Source organism: Pseudomonas sp. C9-3 (assembly GCF_032392015.1).
Classification (GTDB): Bacteria; Pseudomonadota; Gammaproteobacteria; order Pseudomonadales; family Pseudomonadaceae; genus Pseudomonas; species Pseudomonas nitroreducens.
In genome coordinates this window covers 1,448,895-1,466,675 of record NZ_CP135919.1, presented here as the reverse complement: position 1 = coordinate 1,466,675, position 17,781 = coordinate 1,448,895, and the positions used below count along the sequence as shown (strand labels likewise).

General features: G+C 62.9%; 21 protein-coding genes. 9 read left to right on the top strand and 12 right to left on the bottom strand.

The window, feature by feature from the left end; genetic code table 11:
- Nucleotides 1–45: 45 nt before the first annotated feature.
- Nucleotides 46–663, bottom strand: coding sequence for a bifunctional phosphoserine phosphatase/homoserine phosphotransferase ThrH (gene thrH, locus RS899_RS06490; protein WP_315809394.1), 618 nt, complete (start codon nucleotides 661–663; stop codon nucleotides 46–48).
- A gap of 189 nt (nucleotides 664–852) precedes the next feature.
- Between thrH and RS899_RS06485 the strand changes: the two genes are divergently transcribed.
- The 3 genes from RS899_RS06485 to RS899_RS06475 all read left to right on the top strand — a co-directional run bounded on the left by RS899_RS06485 (nucleotide 853) and on the right by RS899_RS06475 (nucleotide 2,759).
- Nucleotides 853–1,587 (top strand): phosphoadenylyl-sulfate reductase, encoded by a 735-nt coding sequence (locus RS899_RS06485; RefSeq protein ID WP_037007390.1) that lies wholly within the window; start codon nucleotides 853–855, stop codon nucleotides 1,585–1,587.
- Nucleotides 1,588–1,672: 85 nt separating this feature from the next.
- Nucleotides 1,673–2,017, top strand: coding sequence for a hypothetical protein (locus RS899_RS06480; RefSeq protein ID WP_054908492.1), 345 nt, complete (start codon nucleotides 1,673–1,675; stop codon nucleotides 2,015–2,017).
- A gap of 112 nt (nucleotides 2,018–2,129) precedes the next feature.
- The gene (locus RS899_RS06475; protein ID WP_315809393.1) at nucleotides 2,130–2,759 is read left to right on the top strand and encodes a phosphatase PAP2 family protein; all 630 of its coding nucleotides are present in this window, start codon (nucleotides 2,130–2,132) and stop codon (nucleotides 2,757–2,759) included.
- Nucleotides 2,760–2,814: 55 nt separating this feature from the next.
- Here the strand turns inward: RS899_RS06475 and cysB are convergent, their stop codons facing one another.
- The 5 genes from cysB to RS899_RS06450 form a co-directional block, all read right to left on the bottom strand.
- Complete coding sequence (cysB, locus tag RS899_RS06470; RefSeq protein WP_024765699.1) at nucleotides 2,815–3,789, bottom strand: HTH-type transcriptional regulator CysB; 975 nt, start codon at nucleotides 3,787–3,789, stop codon at nucleotides 2,815–2,817.
- 167 nt (nucleotides 3,790–3,956) lie between these two features.
- A complete protein-coding gene (locus RS899_RS06465; RefSeq protein WP_054908490.1) occupies nucleotides 3,957–4,442 on the bottom strand; it encodes a universal stress protein in 486 nt (161 codons plus the stop codon).
- A gap of 96 nt (nucleotides 4,443–4,538) precedes the next feature.
- Nucleotides 4,539–5,450, bottom strand: coding sequence for a 5'-nucleotidase (locus tag RS899_RS06460; protein ID WP_054908489.1), 912 nt, complete (start codon nucleotides 5,448–5,450; stop codon nucleotides 4,539–4,541).
- A gap of 17 nt (nucleotides 5,451–5,467) precedes the next feature.
- Nucleotides 5,468–6,415, bottom strand: coding sequence for a putative 2-dehydropantoate 2-reductase (locus RS899_RS06455; protein WP_315809392.1), 948 nt, complete (start codon nucleotides 6,413–6,415; stop codon nucleotides 5,468–5,470).
- Complete coding sequence (locus RS899_RS06450) at nucleotides 6,415–6,801, bottom strand: thioredoxin (protein ID WP_315809391.1); 387 nt, start codon at nucleotides 6,799–6,801, stop codon at nucleotides 6,415–6,417. The genes RS899_RS06455 and RS899_RS06450 overlap by 1 nt, the downstream gene beginning before the upstream one ends.
- Between RS899_RS06450 and RS899_RS06445 the strand changes: the two genes are divergently transcribed.
- Nucleotides 6,800–7,219 (top strand): PilZ domain-containing protein, encoded by a 420-nt coding sequence (locus tag RS899_RS06445; protein ID WP_024765464.1) that lies wholly within the window; start codon nucleotides 6,800–6,802, stop codon nucleotides 7,217–7,219. The genes RS899_RS06450 and RS899_RS06445 overlap by 2 nt on opposite strands.
- A 180-nt stretch (nucleotides 7,220–7,399) precedes the next feature.
- Nucleotides 7,400–8,476, top strand: a complete 1,077-nt coding sequence (locus RS899_RS06440; RefSeq protein WP_024765463.1) for a 3-deoxy-7-phosphoheptulonate synthase — start codon at nucleotides 7,400–7,402, stop codon at nucleotides 8,474–8,476.
- A 228-nt stretch (nucleotides 8,477–8,704) separates the two neighbouring features.
- On the opposite strand, the gene RS899_RS06435 is transcribed toward RS899_RS06440, so the two are convergent.
- Together RS899_RS06435 and RS899_RS06430 are read right to left on the bottom strand one after the other, a co-directional pair.
- Nucleotides 8,705–8,989, bottom strand: coding sequence for a GNAT family N-acetyltransferase (locus RS899_RS06435; protein ID WP_024765462.1), 285 nt, complete (start codon nucleotides 8,987–8,989; stop codon nucleotides 8,705–8,707).
- A 22-nt stretch (nucleotides 8,990–9,011) separates the two neighbouring features.
- Nucleotides 9,012–10,286: a hypothetical protein gene (locus tag RS899_RS06430; RefSeq protein ID WP_054908486.1), complete on the bottom strand. Its 1,275-nt coding sequence runs from the start codon at nucleotides 10,284–10,286 to the stop codon at nucleotides 9,012–9,014.
- 236 nt (nucleotides 10,287–10,522) lie between these two features.
- Between RS899_RS06430 and RS899_RS06425 the strand changes: the two genes are divergently transcribed.
- The gene (locus RS899_RS06425; protein WP_054908485.1) at nucleotides 10,523–11,212 is read left to right on the top strand and encodes a crotonase/enoyl-CoA hydratase family protein; all 690 of its coding nucleotides are present in this window, start codon (nucleotides 10,523–10,525) and stop codon (nucleotides 11,210–11,212) included.
- Between the two features lie 157 nt (nucleotides 11,213–11,369).
- Nucleotides 11,370–11,561, top strand: coding sequence for a hypothetical protein (locus RS899_RS06420; RefSeq protein WP_024765460.1), 192 nt, complete (start codon nucleotides 11,370–11,372; stop codon nucleotides 11,559–11,561).
- Between the two features lie 109 nt (nucleotides 11,562–11,670).
- On the opposite strand, the gene RS899_RS06415 is transcribed toward RS899_RS06420, so the two are convergent.
- Nucleotides 11,671–12,174 carry a macro domain-containing protein gene (locus RS899_RS06415; protein WP_315809390.1) on the bottom strand — a complete coding sequence of 168 codons (504 nt, stop codon included), beginning with the start codon at nucleotides 12,172–12,174 and terminating at the stop codon, nucleotides 11,671–11,673.
- Nucleotides 12,175–12,458: 284 nt separating this feature from the next.
- Between RS899_RS06415 and RS899_RS06410 the strand changes: the two genes are divergently transcribed.
- Nucleotides 12,459–12,680 (top strand): hypothetical protein, encoded by a 222-nt coding sequence (locus RS899_RS06410; RefSeq protein WP_037010437.1) that lies wholly within the window; start codon nucleotides 12,459–12,461, stop codon nucleotides 12,678–12,680.
- Between the two features lie 92 nt (nucleotides 12,681–12,772).
- Nucleotides 12,773–13,744: a magnesium and cobalt transport protein CorA gene (locus RS899_RS06405; RefSeq protein WP_233300129.1), complete on the top strand. Its 972-nt coding sequence runs from the start codon at nucleotides 12,773–12,775 to the stop codon at nucleotides 13,742–13,744.
- 193 nt (nucleotides 13,745–13,937) lie between these two features.
- Here RS899_RS06405 and RS899_RS06400 read toward each other — a convergent pair whose 3' ends face one another.
- The 3 genes from RS899_RS06400 to RS899_RS06390 all read right to left on the bottom strand — a co-directional run bounded on the left by RS899_RS06400 (nucleotide 13,938) and on the right by RS899_RS06390 (nucleotide 17,767).
- Nucleotides 13,938–14,690 (bottom strand): amidotransferase, encoded by a 753-nt coding sequence (locus RS899_RS06400; RefSeq protein ID WP_315809389.1) that lies wholly within the window; start codon nucleotides 14,688–14,690, stop codon nucleotides 13,938–13,940.
- Nucleotides 14,691–14,893: 203 nt separating this feature from the next.
- Nucleotides 14,894–15,448: a cysteine hydrolase family protein gene (locus RS899_RS06395; protein WP_054908481.1), complete on the bottom strand. Its 555-nt coding sequence runs from the start codon at nucleotides 15,446–15,448 to the stop codon at nucleotides 14,894–14,896.
- A gap of 174 nt (nucleotides 15,449–15,622) precedes the next feature.
- Nucleotides 15,623–17,767: a 3-hydroxyacyl-CoA dehydrogenase NAD-binding domain-containing protein gene (locus tag RS899_RS06390; RefSeq protein WP_315809388.1), complete on the bottom strand. Its 2,145-nt coding sequence runs from the start codon at nucleotides 17,765–17,767 to the stop codon at nucleotides 15,623–15,625.
- Nucleotides 17,768–17,781: the final 14 nt, after the last annotated feature.

Sequence of the window (17,781 nt, the reverse complement as noted above, 5' to 3'; positions counted from 1 at the left end):
AAGAAAAAGCCCCGCATCCGCGGGGCTTTTTCATCACAGCCGGTCTTACAGGCTGAGCGGGCGAATGGACGCCTTGAGGAATTCCTTCTTCAGGTCCTCATAGGTGTGCACCGCCGGGAACTGCGGGAACTCGCGAATCACGTTTTCCGGCGCGTGGAACAGGATGCCGGCGTGGGCTTCGGAGAGCATGGTAGTGTCGTTGTAGGAATCGCCAGCGGCGATGACACGGTAGTACAGGCTCTTGAAAGCGATGACCGACTGACGCTTCGGATCCTTCTGGCGCAGTTGGTAATCCACCACGCGATCGGTCTCGTCTGTGATCAGCTTGTGGCACAGCAGGGTCGGGAAACCGAGCTGGCGCATCAGCGGCTGGGAGAACTCATAGAAGGTGTCGGAAAGGATCACCACCTGGAAGCGCTCGCGCAGCCAGTCGACGAACTCCACGGCGCCTTCCAGCGGCTTCAGGGTGGCGATCACTTCCTGGATGTCGGACAGCTTCAGGCCGTGCTCGTCGAGGATGCGCAGACGCTGCTTCATCAGCACGTCGTAGTCCGGAATATCGCGAGTCGTCGCCTTGAGCGCTTCGATACCGGTTTTTTCAGCGAAGGCGATCCAGATTTCCGGAACCAGAACCCCTTCCAGGTCGAGACAGGCGATTTCCACGAACGATTTCCCCGCAGGATTGACTTGAGAGGCGGCACTCTAGCCGCTCGCTCCAAGCGGCGCAACGCGGCACTTATACCCAAACACCTCAGTCGACCTTCCTGATGGTTATTTAGGGGCATATCCGCCTCTTTGCTACCATCGCGCCCACAGAGCGCACTGCGCCATTAAAACTAGGAATACCGCCTGATGAGCCTCCCGTTCGATATCGCGGAAATCGCCGCGAGCTACGCCAGCAAATCCCCACAGGACATCCTGAAGTTTGCCTTCGAGCACTTCGGCGACGACCTGTGGATTTCCTTCAGCGGCGCCGAGGACGTGGTGCTGGTGGACATGGCCTGGAAGCTCAACAAGAACGTCAAGGTATTCAGCCTGGACACCGGCCGCCTGCATCCGGAGACCTACCGCTTCATCGAACAGGTCCGCGAGCACTATGGTATCGCCATCGAGGTGATGACCCCGGACCCTCGCCTGCTGGAGCCGTTCGTCAAGGAAAAGGGCTTGTTCAGCTTCTTCAAGGACGGCCACGGCGAGTGCTGCGGCATCCGCAAGATCGAGCCGCTCAAGCGCAAACTCTCCACCGTGACCGCCTGGGCCACTGGCCAGCGCAAGGACCAGAGCCCCGGCACCCGCAGCCAGGTCGCTGTGGTCGAACTGGACGGCGCCTTCTCCACTCCGGAAAAGCCGCTGGTCAAGTTCAACCCGCTGGCCAACATGAGCAGCGAAGACGTCTGGGCCTACATCCGCATGCTGGAAATCCCCTACAACAGCCTGCATGAGCGCGGCTTCATCAGCATCGGCTGCGAGCCCTGCACCCGCCCCGTGCTGCCGAACCAGCACGAGCGCGAAGGCCGCTGGTGGTGGGAAGAAGCCACACAGAAAGAGTGCGGCCTGCACGCTGGCAATTTGATCAGCAAGGCCTGAAGCCTTACCCTCGGCTGACGGAAAATTCCTTGTCAGCCCGCAGCCCAGGATCGGACTCCTGCACGCCTGCGGCGGAGTCGATCCCATGCGTATCACCCTGGTGAAAAAGGTCCTGGCCGATGGCCAGGACTGCCGCAAGTGCCGCGAAGTGCACGAACGCCTGGTCAAGGGCGGCTACCTGAGCCGCATCGACCGCACCCTGGTCGCCGACGAGCGCAACCCCGCCAGCACCGGCTGGCTGGTCGCCGCACAGTACGGCGTGGACACCGCGCCGTTCTTCATCGTTCGTCACGATGACGGCCGCGAGGTCGTCTACACGGTGTTCATGAGCTTCCTCCACGAGGTGCTCGAAGGCCGTGGAGAGCTACCGCTGGACTCACGCGAGGCCCTCGCTGAACTGGCGCGGCGCGACGACCTCGACAATCTGTGACGCACGCATTTCTTCGCGCACAGCACCCGCTGCCCGCGCCTTAACGCGTCCTTCACACTCCCGCGAATAGGCTTGCTGACTTCATGCCCGGCCACCTGTCAGTCCTCTCCCGATGCCAAGCGCGCTTCCACCCACCCCCAGCAATCTGCTGGAGGCCCTCAATCAATCCCTGTTCATCTCCATCAACGCCCGCCCGGACACCCCCGCCGGACTGATTCATCTGGCCCAACTGGTCGCCACGGTGCCGCTATTCCTGCTTCCGCTGGCACTGCTGTGGCTCTGGTGCCGGGGCAACTCCGTGAAACGCAATGCGTTGTTGCGGGCTGCGCTCGTCATGGCGACGGGCCTGGCCTTGGCCCAGGCCATCGGTCTGCTATGGCCTACGCCTCGCCCCTTCGTCATGGGACTTGGCCATGCCTGGCTGAATCACGCCGCCAATGCCTCGTTCCCCAGCGACCACATGACCTTGTTCGCCTGCGCGGCACTTAGCCTGATGTGCGATGGAATCATCCTGGCGGGTAGCCTGCTTGCCGTGATCGGCATTCTGGTCGGATTGGCACGGGTCTATCTGGGTATTCATTTTCCGCTGGACCTGTTCGGCGGCTGCGCCCTCGCGGCCATCGGCAACACGCTGGTGTGGATAGGCTGGGAGTACTGCGGAACACGCTGCACCCAGGCAGCAGAGAACATCCACCGCCGGTGGCTGGCCCCGCTGATTCGGCGCGGCTGGGTTCGCGCCTGAGGTGCAGACGTGAAAACGCCCGGCCGAGCCGGGCGTTTTTCTGCCGCCGTCGTACTCAGTAGACCGGCAGCTCGATACCGTCGAACAGTTCGTCCAGCTCGGTCTTGTTGTGGCACTGCACGGCCTTGGCCAACAGGTCGCGGGTCAGGTGCGGGGCGAACTTCTCGATGAAGTCGCACATGAAACCGCGCAGGAAGGTGCCGCGACGGAAGCCGATCTTGGTCACGCTGGACTCGAACAGGTGGCTGGCGTCGAGCATCACCAGATCGCTGTCCAGCTTCGGATCGACCGCCATGTGGGCGACGATGCCGACGCCCAGGCCCAGGCGCACGTATGTCTTGATCACGTCGGCGTCGGCCGCGGTGAACACCACCTTGGGCACCAGGCCGCGCTGGTTGAAGGCCTCGTCCAGCTTGGAGCGGCCGGTGAAGCCGAACACGTAGGTGACGATGGGCTGCTCGGCCAGCAGCTCCAGGGTCAGCTTCGGCACCTTGGTCAGCGGGTGGCCCTGGGGCACGATCACGCAACGGTTCCAGCGGTAGCAGGGCATCATGATCAGGTCACCGAACAGCTCCAGCGCTTCGGTGGCGATGGCGAAATCGACGGTGCCGTCGGCGGCCATCTCGGCGATCTGCATCGGCGTGCCCTGGTGCATGTGCAGGGAGACGTCCGGATACTGCTTGATGAAACCACTGATCACGCCAGGCAGCGCATAACGCGCCTGGGTGTGGGTGGTGGCGATGGACAGGGTGCCCTTCTTCTCGTTGGAGAACTCCTGGGCGATCTGCTTGATGCTTTCGACCTTGCGCAGGATCTCGCCGGCCGTGGTGATAATGCGCTCGCCGGCGGGGGTGACGCGGGTCAGATGCTTGCCGCTGCGGGCGAAGACTTCGACACCCAATTCATCTTCCAGCAGGCGGATCTGCTTGCTGATGCCGGGCTGGGAGGTATAGAGGCTTTGGGCGGTGGCCGAGACGTTCAGATCGTGGTGCGCGACTTCCCAGATATAGCGCAGTTGCTGAAGCTTCATGGACTTTCCTCGAAATGAATGTCGCGACCCGCGATCAGGGGCTTGTCGTTTTATAACCATATTAATGGTTTAAGGAATAAAACTAGACGTTTTTTTTTGCCCTGCATGCCATTCGTCTAAAGCCCCACGCAAATTCCGGGCTTGCCCGACGTATCGTCACAAAGCGCTCAGCGATGCTGCAGCATCGGTACCAGGTAGACCGGCACCTCGGCCAGTTGCACGAGCCGCCCGGCGGTGCGCCCCAGTGGCGTGTTCAACCCCTCCCCGTGGCTGTGGCTGCCGGCGACTATGATGTCGACGCCCAGGCGCTTGGCTTCATCGAGGATCACCATCGGCGCATCCCCCTGCACCACGCGCACCGAGCGGATCAGTTCGGCATCCTGGCGCGCTTCCCCCAGTTCGTCGCGGAACCCCTCCATCACCCGCTGCTCGATGCTGCCCATGACGTTGGTCAGGCCATTGGTGCGCATCTCGTTCAGCGTGCCTTCGTCCAGATAGGTCTGCAGGACGGACTCGGCGAACAGCCCCAGCGGCTCCACCGCGTGCACGACATACACCTCGGCTCCGTAGGCACGGGCCAGCGAGAGTGCGTGCTGAAGGACATAGGGGGCGTAGAGACCGAGGTCAGTGGCGTAAAGAATCGATCGGATCATGCGGCCTCCTCGACTGCCTGCGCGGCGGGGCCTATCCAGCAGCGTAGCAGGAGAACGCGAATCGCTCCGAGAAGGCCGGATGTCGCGGCCGAGCGGCTATCCGGCGACCTTCTTCTCGTTGCTCACACCGTGGGGGACATGACCGGTGGCGACCACCTCCCTGGCCTTCTCGCAGTGCATCGGCTGGTCGTCGAAGAACACGTCGGCAGCGAAGGCTTCGAGGAAAGCGGCCTTGTCCAGACCACCGAGGAACAGCGATTCGTCCAGGCGGATATCCCACTCGCGCAGCGTGCGGATCACCCGCTCGTGGGCCGGGGCGGACCGCGCAGTGACCAGCGCCGTGCGGATCGGGCAGGACTCCTGTGGGAAGGCCTGCTGCACACGGTTCAGCGCCGCCAGAAAAGGCTTGAACGGCCCGCCGCCCAGCGGCTCGCGGGCGGACTCGCGCTCGTGGGTTTGGAAGGCTTCAAGCCCGCCCTGCTGGTAGACGCGTTCGGAGTCGTCGGAGAACAGCACGGCATCGCCGTCGAAGGCAAAACGCAGCTCGCCATTGGCCTCCCGGCGTGTGCCGCCGGAGAGGATGGTTGCCGCGGCGAAGCCGGCATCCAGCGCATTGCGCACATCCTCGATGTGGGTCGAGAGGAACAGGTGGCAGTTGAACGCCTTGAGGTACGGATAGGGGCTGCGGCCTCCTACAAAGGCGGCGCGCGAGATGCCCAGGCCGTAATGCTGGATGGAGTTGAACACGCGCAGGCCAGTGTCGGCACTGTTGCGCGAGACCAGGATGACCTCCACCGGCGCGCTGTCGGTCCCGCCATTGAGGGCCAGCAGCTTCTGCACCAGGGCAAATGCATCGCCTGGCGGCAGGACTTCGTCCTCGCGGGCGATCTGGTATTGGCGATAGGCCTCGACACCCTCGCTTTCATAGACCTGATGGCTTTCCCGCAGATCGAACAGCGCCCGCGAGGAAATCGCCACCACCAGCTTGTCGCCCAACCCTTTTGCCATGCTTCCCCCGGCGTTCGTCAGCGAGCCTGGTTGCGCGCGTCGATGAAGCGCAGCGCGCGATACAGCGCCTCGATCTTCGGCAGTTCGCACCCGGCCCGGCGTGCAGCTTCCAGCGGCGCCGCGTAGATTGCGCCCAGTTCCAGCGGTCGGCGCTGGGCGAAGTCATGGTACATGCTCGGCAGGTAGTCAGGCATGGCATCCGTGGAGCTGAGCATGGCGCCAACAATGCCCGAAGGCAGCGAATGCCCGCAGGCGGCGGCGCCGGCGATGACTTCTTCCATCAGCTCGGCGACCAGGGCGCGGCTGTCAGGGTTGTCCATGATCGCCCGCGTGCCGCTGTCGAGCAGCACGGAGAGGCCGTTGTAGGGGATGTTCCAGACCAGCTTCTGCCAGCGCGCCTGCTCCAGGTTCGGCATGGCGTTGGAGTCCAGGCCGGCGCTGCGAAACAGTGCGGCGCCCTCCTCCACGATCGCCTGGCGCGCCTCGGCCTCGTCGGCAGGGCCGGAGTGATAGCCGATGTTGACGCCGCCGAAGGCCTGGTGCTCGATCACACCCGGCTCGGCGCGATGCACGCAGATGAAGCACAGTCCACCCAGCAGATGGATGTACTCAGGCAACAGAGCCCGCAATTCGTCTTCCACGGCGAGGCCGTTCTGCAGCAGCAGGACCTTCGCCCCCTGTGCAGCGGCCTGAATGATCAGCGGTGCGAGGTCTGCGTTGCTGGTGGTCTTGGCGCCCACCAGCAGCCAATCGCAGGGCGGCATCTTCGCCACGTCGGCATAGGCATTCACTGGCGCCAGGCTCAGTGCGCCATGCACCTGGCTGTTCAGGCGCAGGCCGTTCTGCGCAACAGCGGGGTATTCGCTACGCAGCAGGAAATGCACGTCGTGGCCGGCGCGGGCCAGCATCAGGCCGTAGAAACCGCCAATGGCGCCGGTTCCGATGATGCCGATTCGCAGATTCATCAAGGCAACTCCTCAGCAGGGCGCGACAGGGCAGCGCGCAGGGCTTGGATCAGGGGTTCGGGGCGCAGTGGTGTATGGACAGGGCCCAGGAAATGGCCGTCACGCACCAGGAACAGGGAAGGCAGGTGGAAGACTTCGTAGCGCTCGACCAGGCCGCCGCTGTGCCCGGCATCGATCCAGCACAGGCGATCCACCGGCAATTGGAACTGCGGCAGAGCCTGCCGCGCCCAGCGACAGGTGGAGCAGCCTTCCCCAGTGAAAATCAGCAGCGACACGCCCGGCAGCTCCAGCAGCCGGCGGTCGGCATCCAGGTCGGTCAGCTCCAGGGCCGGCACTATACTCAAGGTGCCAACACTATAAAGATTGCAGTCGGAGCGTTCCGTCATGCGTCAGTTCCTGCGTCACCCTTGCGATTTTCCGGTCGAGCTGGTCATCCGCAAACAGACTTTCCTGCCGCGCCAGCGGTTGCACAATATCAGCCTGGGCGGTGTCGCGTGCAATTCGCCACGGGGCTTTCGCCGCGGCACCTCCATCGAACTGCGCATCCCGCTGCTGGGCGACTCCGCCCGCTACCCCGGCATCATCGCCTGGAGCCGCAAGCAAGCCAGCGACTATCGCGTGGGTATCGCCTTCATCGACGAGGACACGCTGTTCCGGGCACGCATGGTGGAGCAGGTCTGCCAGATCGAGCAGTACCGCCGCCAGCGGGAACGGGCCAGCGGCAACAGCCTGCCTTTCGAGGACCTGGCACTGGAGTGGATCGCGCAGAACGCCGCGGACTTCCCATTGTTTTGCGCGGTCTGATCGACCCAGCGCAGAAAGTTGCGCAAATGCCCGTGTTGCGGGCACTTTCCTGCATCGAGCCATTGTCGAGGCCACGCCTGAACGGTTAAGGTTCGGGTTCCCCTTAGCGACACATTTGCCTGCGCCCCATCGCACGGGGATTTCTGGCGGCCGGCACCCGTGACCTGATTGAGTACCACGATGGCTGATTTACAGATCGACGACCTTAACGTTGCCTCCAACGAGACACTGATCACGCCGGAGCAGCTCAAGCGCGAAATCCCCCTGACCGATGCCGCCCTGCGCACCGTCGCCAATGGCCGCCAGGTCGTCCGCGACATCCTCGACGGCAAGGACCACCGCCTGTTCGTGGTGATCGGCCCCTGCTCGATCCACGACATCAAGGCCGCCCACGAATACGCCGAGCGTCTGAAGGTGCTGGCCGCGGAAGTCTCCGACACCCTGTTCCTGGTGATGCGCGTGTACTTCGAGAAGCCGCGTACCACCGTCGGCTGGAAGGGCCTGATCAACGACCCGTACCTGGACGACTCCTTCAAGATCCAGGACGGCCTGCACATCGGCCGCCAGCTGCTGCGCGACCTCGCCGAGATGGGCCTGCCCACCGCCACCGAAGCGCTCGACCCGATCTCCCCGCAATACCTGCAGGACCTGATCAGTTGGTCGGCCATCGGCGCGCGCACCACCGAATCCCAGACCCACCGCGAGATGGCCTCCGGCCTGTCCTCGGCGGTCGGCTTCAAGAACGGCACCGACGGCAGCCTGACCGTGGCGATCAACGCCCTGCAGTCGGTGTCCAGCCCGCACCGTTTCCTGGGTATCAACCAGGAAGGCGGCGTCTCCATCGTCACCACCAAGGGCAACGCCTACGGCCACGTGGTGCTGCGCGGCGGCAACGGCAAGCCGAACTATGACTCGGTCAGCGTCGCCCTGTGCGAACAGGAACTGACCAAGGCGAAGATCCCGCTAAACGTGATGGTCGACTGCAGCCATGCCAACTCCAACAAGGACCCGGCCCTGCAGCCGCTGGTGATGGACAACGTCGCCAACCAGATCGCCGAAGGCAACAATTCCATCGTCGGCCTGATGGTGGAAAGCCACCTGGGCTGGGGCGCTCAGCCGATCCCGAAGGATCTGTGCCAGCTGAAATACGGCGTGTCGATCACCGACGCCTGCATCGACTGGGACACCACCGAGAAGGCCGTGCGCAGCATGCATGCCAAGCTCAAGGACGTCCTGCCCAAGCGCCAGCGCGGCTGACGCTTCGAGCGGATAGGAAGAAGCCGGGCAGATGCCCGGCTTTTTCTTTGGCAAATTCTGCACCGGTGCTTTTTGTAGGAGCGAGCCTGCTCGCGAAGCGCTTGACGCTGGGTAGGAAGACCCTTCGCGAGCAAGCTCGCTCCTACAGAACTTCTGCCGGAAATGGAATTCCATCAGGCATAAAAAAGCCCGGCATTGGCCGGGCTTTTCGTTTCTGCACCCTGATGATCAGAGCGCGGTATCAGTGTGGCGCTGACGGCGCTCCAGGTAGCGCTCCACGTAGGAGCACGACGGGATGACACTGTAGCCCTTGCGCTCGGCGAACTGCAGCGCGTGTTCGGTGAGGGCGGCGGCAATGCCGCGGCCGCGAAGGCTGTCCGGAACGAAAGTGCGATAGATGTCGAGCGTCTGCTTGCCCAGATCCATGTAGGCCAGATAGGCGCGATGACCATCAACAGTCGTTACGAACTGGTGGCTGGTTTCATCATGCTGGATGGACAACGACTCACTCACTTGCTCTCTCCTTCCGGGGGCCTCACAACATGACCCGCACCTGATTGATCTTGTTCAGGCGGAGGAACATTTCTGCCGAGCCGGTCCCCATCAGGACCGTGATATAGGCTCGACCGTTCTCCACCTTGTGCAGCACACCCTGGTAATAGGCACCATCGAACGTGATGAACTGCAGGCGCTTGCCGGTGTACTGGGCAAGGCTTTCAACGCTAACGAACTCATATTGCTGCGTTCTGGCCTGCGACTCAACCGTTTCTTGGGCCGAAACCATTTGATATTGGCTTTCCGGCGTGATTTTTTTCTTCAGCGGATCGACCCAGGCGAATCCCAGCGGTGTAACTGACTGCTGGTTTACTAAGACGACCGGATGCAGCATCTGAATCACATCCTTGGGCTCGAAAAATTGCAGGCCGTCCCAGGCCATACCCTCACTGGGGGTCAGCTCAACGCGCAGCGAGCGCGGGTCTTCCAGGTAACGGCCGTAAGCCTCGAGCACCGGCTTGTCCAGGGCGATACGCTGTTGGCGCAGCGCCTTGTCGAACTGTTCCAGCGAGAGCGCGGTATACGCCTTCTGGTCCACGCCCAGCTTGCCCCGGCAGAACTCGCTGACTCGGCGCTGGTACTGGTTGTCGTTCATCTCGACGACGACCTGAGACACTCGCGGAGGGTTCACACGCATATCGCCCGGGCGCTCGGAGACGTTCATCAGCGTCATGCTGGTGTGCATGTCCAGCATGTCGCGGGTGTCGCTACGCAGGTCGAAGGTCAGGGTCTGCGCGCCCGGCTGCAGGCGGTAGGAGAACTCGATGTCCGATTCGAGGGTGCGGTAACCCATCTGCAGCAGCTCATCGACACCGATGTTGCGTACGTTGCCGCAGGCCACTTCGCTCATGGCGGTGAAGGCGCTCTTCTCCGCCGGCTGGGCGTACAGCGACTGCATGAACGGGCCGTGAATCTGCAGTTCAACGCCCTTCAGGTCCACCGCCATCTGCTCCGGCAGCTTGCCCTCGCCCAGGCGTTCCTTGAAGCTGAGCAGTTCGCGCAGGCCATTGAACTTCAGCTGTGCATGGGAAACCTTCAGGCTGTCACCGGCCATCGGCACCCTGATCACCACGTTCTGCAGCCCCACCCGACCGTCGAAAGACGAGGAAATGCCGCCATAGGTGATCTCCATGAACGGCGAGACACGGGCAATGGCGTCGTTCACCACGCTACGCACGGAGAGCCAGAGCGACGCCTTGATGATCAGGGCGATCGCGACGACGGCAAAGAGGGACCACTTGAGAATCTTCGACATGACAGGCACATCCTGGATTGTGCGAGGGGGGACGCGGGGATGCTGGCAGCTTAACAGCACGCCTAGGACCTCTCTATGAGCACCTCCGGAATTTGCGTGCATAGCGCACAGAAATCTCTCCATTTCTGTGGCAAGCGCCTGACTCACCAGTCAGTCAAAACGCTTTACGCCCCCTCCCGGCGTCAGTATGTTCTGGCCACTTCCAATCCAAGGACTCCAACCCAGGACCCTCTGCCATGAGTGAGCTGATCAGCTACCAATTCGAAGACGGCATCGCCACCCTGACCCTGAACAACGGCAAGGTGAACGCCATCTCCCCGGCGGTCATCGATGCCTTCAACCAGGCCCTGGACCAGGCGGAGAAGGACCGTGCGATTGTCATTGTCACTGGCCAGCCGGGCATTCTCTCTGGCGGCTACGACCTCAAGGTGATGACCTCCGGCCCGGAAAACGCCGTGAACCTGGTGGCCGCGGGCTCGACCCTGGCGCGCCGCATGCTGTCGCACCCGTTCCCGGTCATCGTCGCCTGCACCGGCCACGCGGTAGCCAAGGGCGCCTTCATCCTGCTTTCGGCGGACTACCGCATCGGCGTCGATGGTCCGTTCCAGATCGGCCTGAATGAAGTGGCCATCGGCATGACCATGCACCACGTCGGCATCGAACTGGCCCGTGACCGCCTGCGCCGCTCCGCCTTCACCCGCTCGGTAGTGAACGCGGAGATGTTCAACCCGCGCGACGCCGTGGACGCCGGCTTCCTCGACAAAGTGGTACCGGCCGAGCAACTCCAGGCCGCTGCCCTGGAAGCCGCACAGCACCTGAAAAAGCTGAACATGACAGCCCACCGCAATACCAAGCTGAAAGTGCGCAAGCAGTTGCTGGAAACCCTCGACAAGTCCATCGAGCTGGACAAGAACCACCTGGCCTGATCGCTCGAGAACGAAAAGCCCGGCCTGTGCCGGGCTTTTTCATGCCCACACTGTTACCTAAAGAGCAACACTGATTAAGCCTGTTTGCTATTTTTCAAAAATTATTACGCATTAACCTATAGATGAACCCAAGCAAAACCAACCGGAGGTGTTCATCATGAAACTCAACATCATCGCCGCCAGCGTCCTGGCCGCCGCTACTGCCTTTGCCGCTCAAGCCAGCTTCGCCGAAGAGTCCCCGCTGATGCAGGACCGCATGGTTCACATGACCCAGGCCGCCATCCAGCAGCAACAGTCCGAGCAGTCTGCCAGCAAGGTGAATGTCGAAGCCGCTGCCAAGCAGGGCTGAGACCTTTACGCCCCTCCAGCCGCCTGCAGCAGGTGACGTCATGCAGTCGAGCCCGAAGCCGAAAGCCCGGCGTGAAGCCGGGCTTTTCAGGGGCGACGACGCAGCGGCCTCAGAGCCCTTCGGCGGCCACGACGCCCCGGCGGTAGGTCTCATAGACCCACACTGTGGCGGCCAGGTCACCCAGGTAACGTTCCACCAGTGGCTTGACGTCCTTCCACTCCAACCCACCGACGCCCGTTGCCAGACAGGGCAGCGCAACGCTTTCAACGCGCTCACTCTGCAGGTATTTCGCCAGATCCTTCAGGCAATGGCTGACGTTTTCCAGTGTCGCTTCGGCAGGCTTAGCACCGCGCCCCTCGCCCTGCATACCCTGGGTGAGCAGGTTGGCGATGCAGCGGGTGGAGCCATCGGCGTCCACGCCCGACCAGATCCAGATCGCACCCGGTCTGGGCGCCTTCGAGTGCGACGCGTGACGGTAATCGCGAACCATCGACGGCCAGCGCTCGCGCAGGTCCAGCGCCAGGCCGCTGTCGAAATGGTCCTGCGGCGCAATACCGTGCGCGATGACCTGGGCCTTGCTCAGCAGAATGTCGCCTTCAACGTATCGAATCATGGGGAGTTCCTTGCATCCTGGGAGTCCGTGGCAGCTTCGCGCCACCGTCTGATTTCCACGCTACGCCAGGCAACCGCCCCCTCCTTGACGAGGGTCAAGCAGCCATGAAGACCGCCAGAGTCCCGGAAACGTCCGACGAGATTCCACCACCCGCAGCCTTGCGCCTGGTCGTTGCCCCGCCATCTATCAATTCGCCTGATATCGGGAACCAACCGACATCGTTATTCAATCGAATTGGCCAAAGCGACACTGGGCCATCCCATCCCGGTCCCCGAGTCGCCAGCATGAATCGCCAAGCCCACCGCTATGCCCGCAACGGCGCCCTCGCCGCCCTGGGGCTCTATACCATCGTGATCCTGGTGGTCACGGCGCTCACTGCCGGCTTCGACGGCGCGCGCCGTGCTCCAGTGGACAATGTCGACCGCAACGGGCTCTTCGAGCGTTTCAACCAGGCGGTGCCCGTCGCGCTGCAAGGTATCCAGGCCGCCCTCACTCCCCACTCCTGACTGCACTTCACTGGCGCGTCTCGCCAGGCTGGCCAACACTCAATCCCTGCAGAACGACTCCCGACCGATCCAAGAGCAGGGTGGGTTTCAGCATGGGCCGAGTCATCGCTTCCGCCGTCTACAGCAAGGGCCGCAAGGTTTCCGATATTGCGCTCGAGGACGGCTATCGCTGGGCCTGCCAGCCCGACCACTTTGTCTGGACCGGCCTGCAGGAGCCGACGCCGGAAGAAATGTTCAACCTGCAACGGCAGTTCAACCTTCACGAACTGGCTGTCTCCGACGCCCTGGAAAAGCACAGCCGGCCGAAGCTGGAAACCTTTGGCGATGCCCTGTTCATCGTCATCTATTCGCCCATCCGCGCCGATAGCCGGCTGATGTTCGTCGAAACCCACCTGTTTGCCGGCATCGGCTACATCATCAGCGCGCGACATGGTTTCTCCCAGTCCTATTCCCAGGTCCGACAGCGCTGCGAAGCCCGGCCGCTGCTGCTGGCCCATGGCACCGACTTCGTGCTCTATGCCCTGCTGGATTTCGTGATGAGCAACTACGAACCGGTGGTGGAGGCGATCCGCGAGGAGATCGAGGAAGTGGAGCAGCAGGTGCTGCGCAAGTCGCTGACCCAGGAGCAGATCGAGAAAATCTACGGCCTGCGCCGCGAGGTGCTCAAGCTCAAGCACTACGCCGCACCCATGGTGGAAATCTGCCAGGAACTGCAGCGCCTGGACTTTCCCTTCATCGACAAACAGATGCGGCCCTACTTCCGCGACGTGGCAATCCACGTGAACCGCCTCCTGGAAGACCTCACTACTTTGCGCGACGTCGCCAGCCAGACCATCGAAGTCGGGCTGGCGCTGGAGTCCTCACGGCAGAGCGTGGTGCAGCGCAAATTCGCTGCCTGGGCGGCCATCCTCGCCTTCCCCACCGCCGTGGCCGGTATCTACGGGATGAACTTCGAATACATCCCGGAACTGCACTGGCACTACGGCTACTTCCTGATCATGGGGCTGCTGGCGCTGGGCTGCGTCGGGTTGTATATCAGCTTCAAGCAGGCGGATTGGCTATAGAGACCATTGGCGGCCATTCGGCGACGCGAAACGTAGGATGGCGTGGAGCGCAGCGATACCCATCGAATGATACGTACCGGCCTGCATGGGTATCGCTGCGCTCCACCGATCCTACAAAAGCTGTTCAGCCTGACACCTGCGCAAACGAAAACGCCGCTCATCTGAGCGGCGTTTTCAGTAAGAGCGGCAAAAATCAGGCCGCGCTTTTCTTCTCGGCTTTCTTCTTCTCGTCGCTGCCCTGCTGGACGAAGCGCATCATCCACTCGCCCACCGCCGTGCCCTGGTGCGAGCGCGCGAGGCTGTCGATGCCGGACTGGAACACCGGCTCGCTGAAGATGTGCTTGCGCAGCTCCAGGATCGCCTGGGAATAGTCGCTCTGGAACTCCGGGTGGCCCTGGAAGCACAGCACCTGATCACCGATGGCGTAGGCAGCGTTCGGGCAGAAATCGCTGGAAGCGATGCGACGCGCGCCGTGGGGCAGCTCGGTGACCTGGTCCTGGTGGCTGACCAGCAGGGTCAGGCCATCACCCAGCGACGGACTCATCCACTCCGGCTGCTCCTCGATGCGGTAGTCGTGGATACCCACGCCCCAACCCTGGCTGGCACGCTCGGTCTTGCCGCCCAGCACCAGCGCCAGCAACTGGTGGCCAAAGCACACGCCCAGCAGCTTGTCGCCGCGCTGGTAGAGCTTGAGCACGTAGTCCTTGAGGGTCTGGATCCAGGGATCAGTGCCGAAGGAGTCCGCCTTGCTGCCAGTCACCAGGTACGCATCGAACTTCTCATCATCGGGCGGGTAATGCCCTTCCACCACGTTGTAGACCTTGAACTCGGCCGGAACGGGTTGCTTGGCGAACAGTTGCTGGAACATCCAGCCATAGCCCTTGTACTGATCGATGAGTTCGGGGCGGAGGATGTCGGTTTCCAGAATGCAGATGTGCAACGACATGCAGTGGTGATTCCTGGGGGGTTGGCGGCTGATAAGAGTGGTTATCCTGACACTGATGAAACGCGCGTGAAAATTACGCCCTATTTTTTCACCACACAAGATACTGAGCGGATTCTTGTGCAGGAATTTCAGGGGAAATACCGGAAAAAACGACTTCCTTCAATTGCACCGACGCACAAGGGTGACGGCCGGTTGGCAAGGATTCAGTCCAATGACCGCTCGCGCAGAACCAAGTTCGCGTCCACTACCTGCGCGTATTCGCCTTGCAGGTTGGCCAGGGACATCGCATGGACTTCCTCCGCGCTGCGCAGCATGCCGCTGAAATCGCGCTTATCGAAGGCGAAGCAGGCATCCGCCACCACCTGGACGAAGAAGCCCAGGTTGCCCGCGGTGCGGGCCGTGGATTCCACCGAGTTGTTGGTACTCACGCCGCAGATCACCACCGATTCGATGCCGCGCACGCGCAACCAGCGTTCCAGGGCGCTGTTGATGAAGGCGTCGGGGACGTTCTTCTCCACCACGTGCTCGTGCTCCAGCGGCGCCAGCTCCGGCTGGAATTCCGCGCCGGGCTGGCCGGGCCAGAACGGTGAGCCTGGTGTACGGGAAATGTGCCGCACGTGAACCACCGGCCAGCCTGCCTGGCGCCAGGCTGCCAGAAGCTCACCGATGCGCCGTTCGGCCTGCGGGTTGTTGCGCGGGGCGGGGCTGTCACGCATGCCTTTCTGCTGGTCGATGATCAACAGGGCGGGAGCGGTCATCGGTGCGGTCCTTGCGATTCGGAAGGCGCCATCCTACGGCTTGTACAGGCAAGAAAAAACCGGCCACCAAGGCCGGTTTTTCTGTAGGAGCGAGGGGGACGCCTAGTCCTTGCACGCGAACCCAACCCCGCTGCGAGCCCGTTCGCGAGCAAGCTCGCTCCTACCAAGAGCCCATCAGAAGGGCTCGTTGCGCGCGGCCTTCTCCAGCAGCAGCGCCGGCGGCAGGAAGCGCTCGCCGTACTGCTCGGCCAGGTACTGGGCGCGGGCGACGAAGTCCTTCAGGCCGTACTGGTTGATGAACTGCAGCGCACCGCCGCTCCAGGCCGCGAAGCCAATGCCGAAGATCGAGCCGATGTTGGCGTCGGCGGTGGAGGTCAGCACGCCCTCCTCCACGCAGCGCACCGTCTCGATAGCCTGCACGAAGAGAATGCGATCGCGCACGTCCTCGGCGGAAATCTGCGCGTCAGCCTTTTCGAAGCGCTGTTTCAGCTCAGGCCACAGATGCTTCTTGCCGTTGGCCGGATAGTCGTAGAAGCCGGCGCCAGCGGCTTTGCCCGGGCGCTTGTACTCGTTGACCATCAGGTCCACCACGGCGAAGGCCGGATGCTTTGGCAATTGCTTGCCTTCGGCTTCCAGGTCCTTGCGGGTCTGCTCGCGGATATGGGTCATCAGGCTCATGGAGACTTCGTCGCTGATCGCCAGCGGGCCTACCGGCATACCGGCCTGGCGCGCCTGGTTCTCGATCATCGCCGCCGACACGCCTTCGCCGAGCATCGCCAGGCCTTCGTTGGTGAAGGTGCCGAACACGCGGGAGGTGAAGAAGCCGCGGCTGTCGTGGACGACGATCGGGGTCTTCTTGATCTGCAGGACGTAGTCGAAGGCGCGGGCCAGAGTGGCGTCGTCGGTCTTCTCGCCGCGGATGATCTCCACCAGCGGCATCTTGTCCACCGGGCTGAAGAAGTGCAGGCCGATGAATTTCTGCGGCTGCGCCACGGCTTCGGCCAGGCCGGTGATCGGCAGGGTCGAGGTGTTGGAGGCGATCACCGCGTCCGCCAGCGCGGCGGATTCCGCAGCAGCGCTGACCTTGGCCTTCAGGCCACGGTCCTCGAACACGGCCTCGATGATCAGGTCGCAGCCTTCGAAATCGGCGTCACTGGCGGTCGGCTTGATGCGGGCGAGGAAGGCGTCGCGTTTCTCGGCTGTCATCTGGCCCCTGCCGACTTTCTTGTCCAGCAGGCCGGCGGAGTACGCCTTGCCCTTTTCCGCCGCTTCGATGGAAACGTCCTTGAGCACCACCTCGATGCCGGCGGCGGCCGAGACGTAGGCGATACCCGCGCCCATCATGCCGGCGCCGACGACACCGACCTTCTTCGTCTGCTGCGGCGGGATGCCTTGCGGACGGGATTTGCCGGCGTTGATCTCGTTGAGCTGGAACCAGAAGGTGCCGATCATGTTCTTCGCCACCTGGCCGGTGGTCAGCTCGGTGAAGTAGCGCGCCTCGATCAACTGCGCGGTATCGAAGTCCACCTGGGCGCCTTCGACGGCAGCGCACATGATCTTCTCCGGTGCCGGGAAGCAGCCCTTGGTCTTGTCGCGCAGCACGGACGGGGCGATGGCGAGCATCTGCGCCACGGCCGGGCTGGACGGCGTGCCGCCGGGGATCTTGTAGCCGGCGCTGTCCCACGGCTGCTTGGCGGCCGGGTTGGCGACGATCCACTCGCGGGCCTTGCTCAGCATCTCGTCGCGGCTGGAGGCCAACTGATGGATCAGGCCGGCCTTGAGCGCCTGGTCCGGGCGCACCTTCTTGCCTTCGGCCAGGTACGGCAGGGCCTTCTCCAGCCCCAGCAGGCGCACCATGCGCACTACCCCGCCGCCACCGGGCAGCAGGCCCAGGGTGACTTCCGGCAGGCCGAGCTGGACGTGGCTTTCGTCCAGGGCGATGCGGTGGTGGCAGGCCAGGCAGATTTCCCAGCCGCCGCCCAGCGCCGCGCCGTTGATAGCGGCAACTACCGGCTTGCCGAGGGTTTCCAGGCGGCGCAGCTGGCCCTTGAGCACCAGGATGCCTTCGTAGAAGGCCTTGGCGTCCGCCTTGGTGACCTTGATCAGTTCATTGAGATCGCCGCCGGCGAAGAAGGTCTTCTTCGCGGAGGTGATCACCACGCCGGCGATCGAATCCTTCTCGGCTTCCAGGCGCGCGACAGTGGCGGCCATGGCCTCGCGGTAGACACCGTTCATGGTGTTGGCGCTCTGGCCGGGCATGTCCATGGTCAGGACGACGATATTGTCCTGGCCTTTTTCAAAGCGGATGGCGTCGGTCATTTTTATTCTCCGGC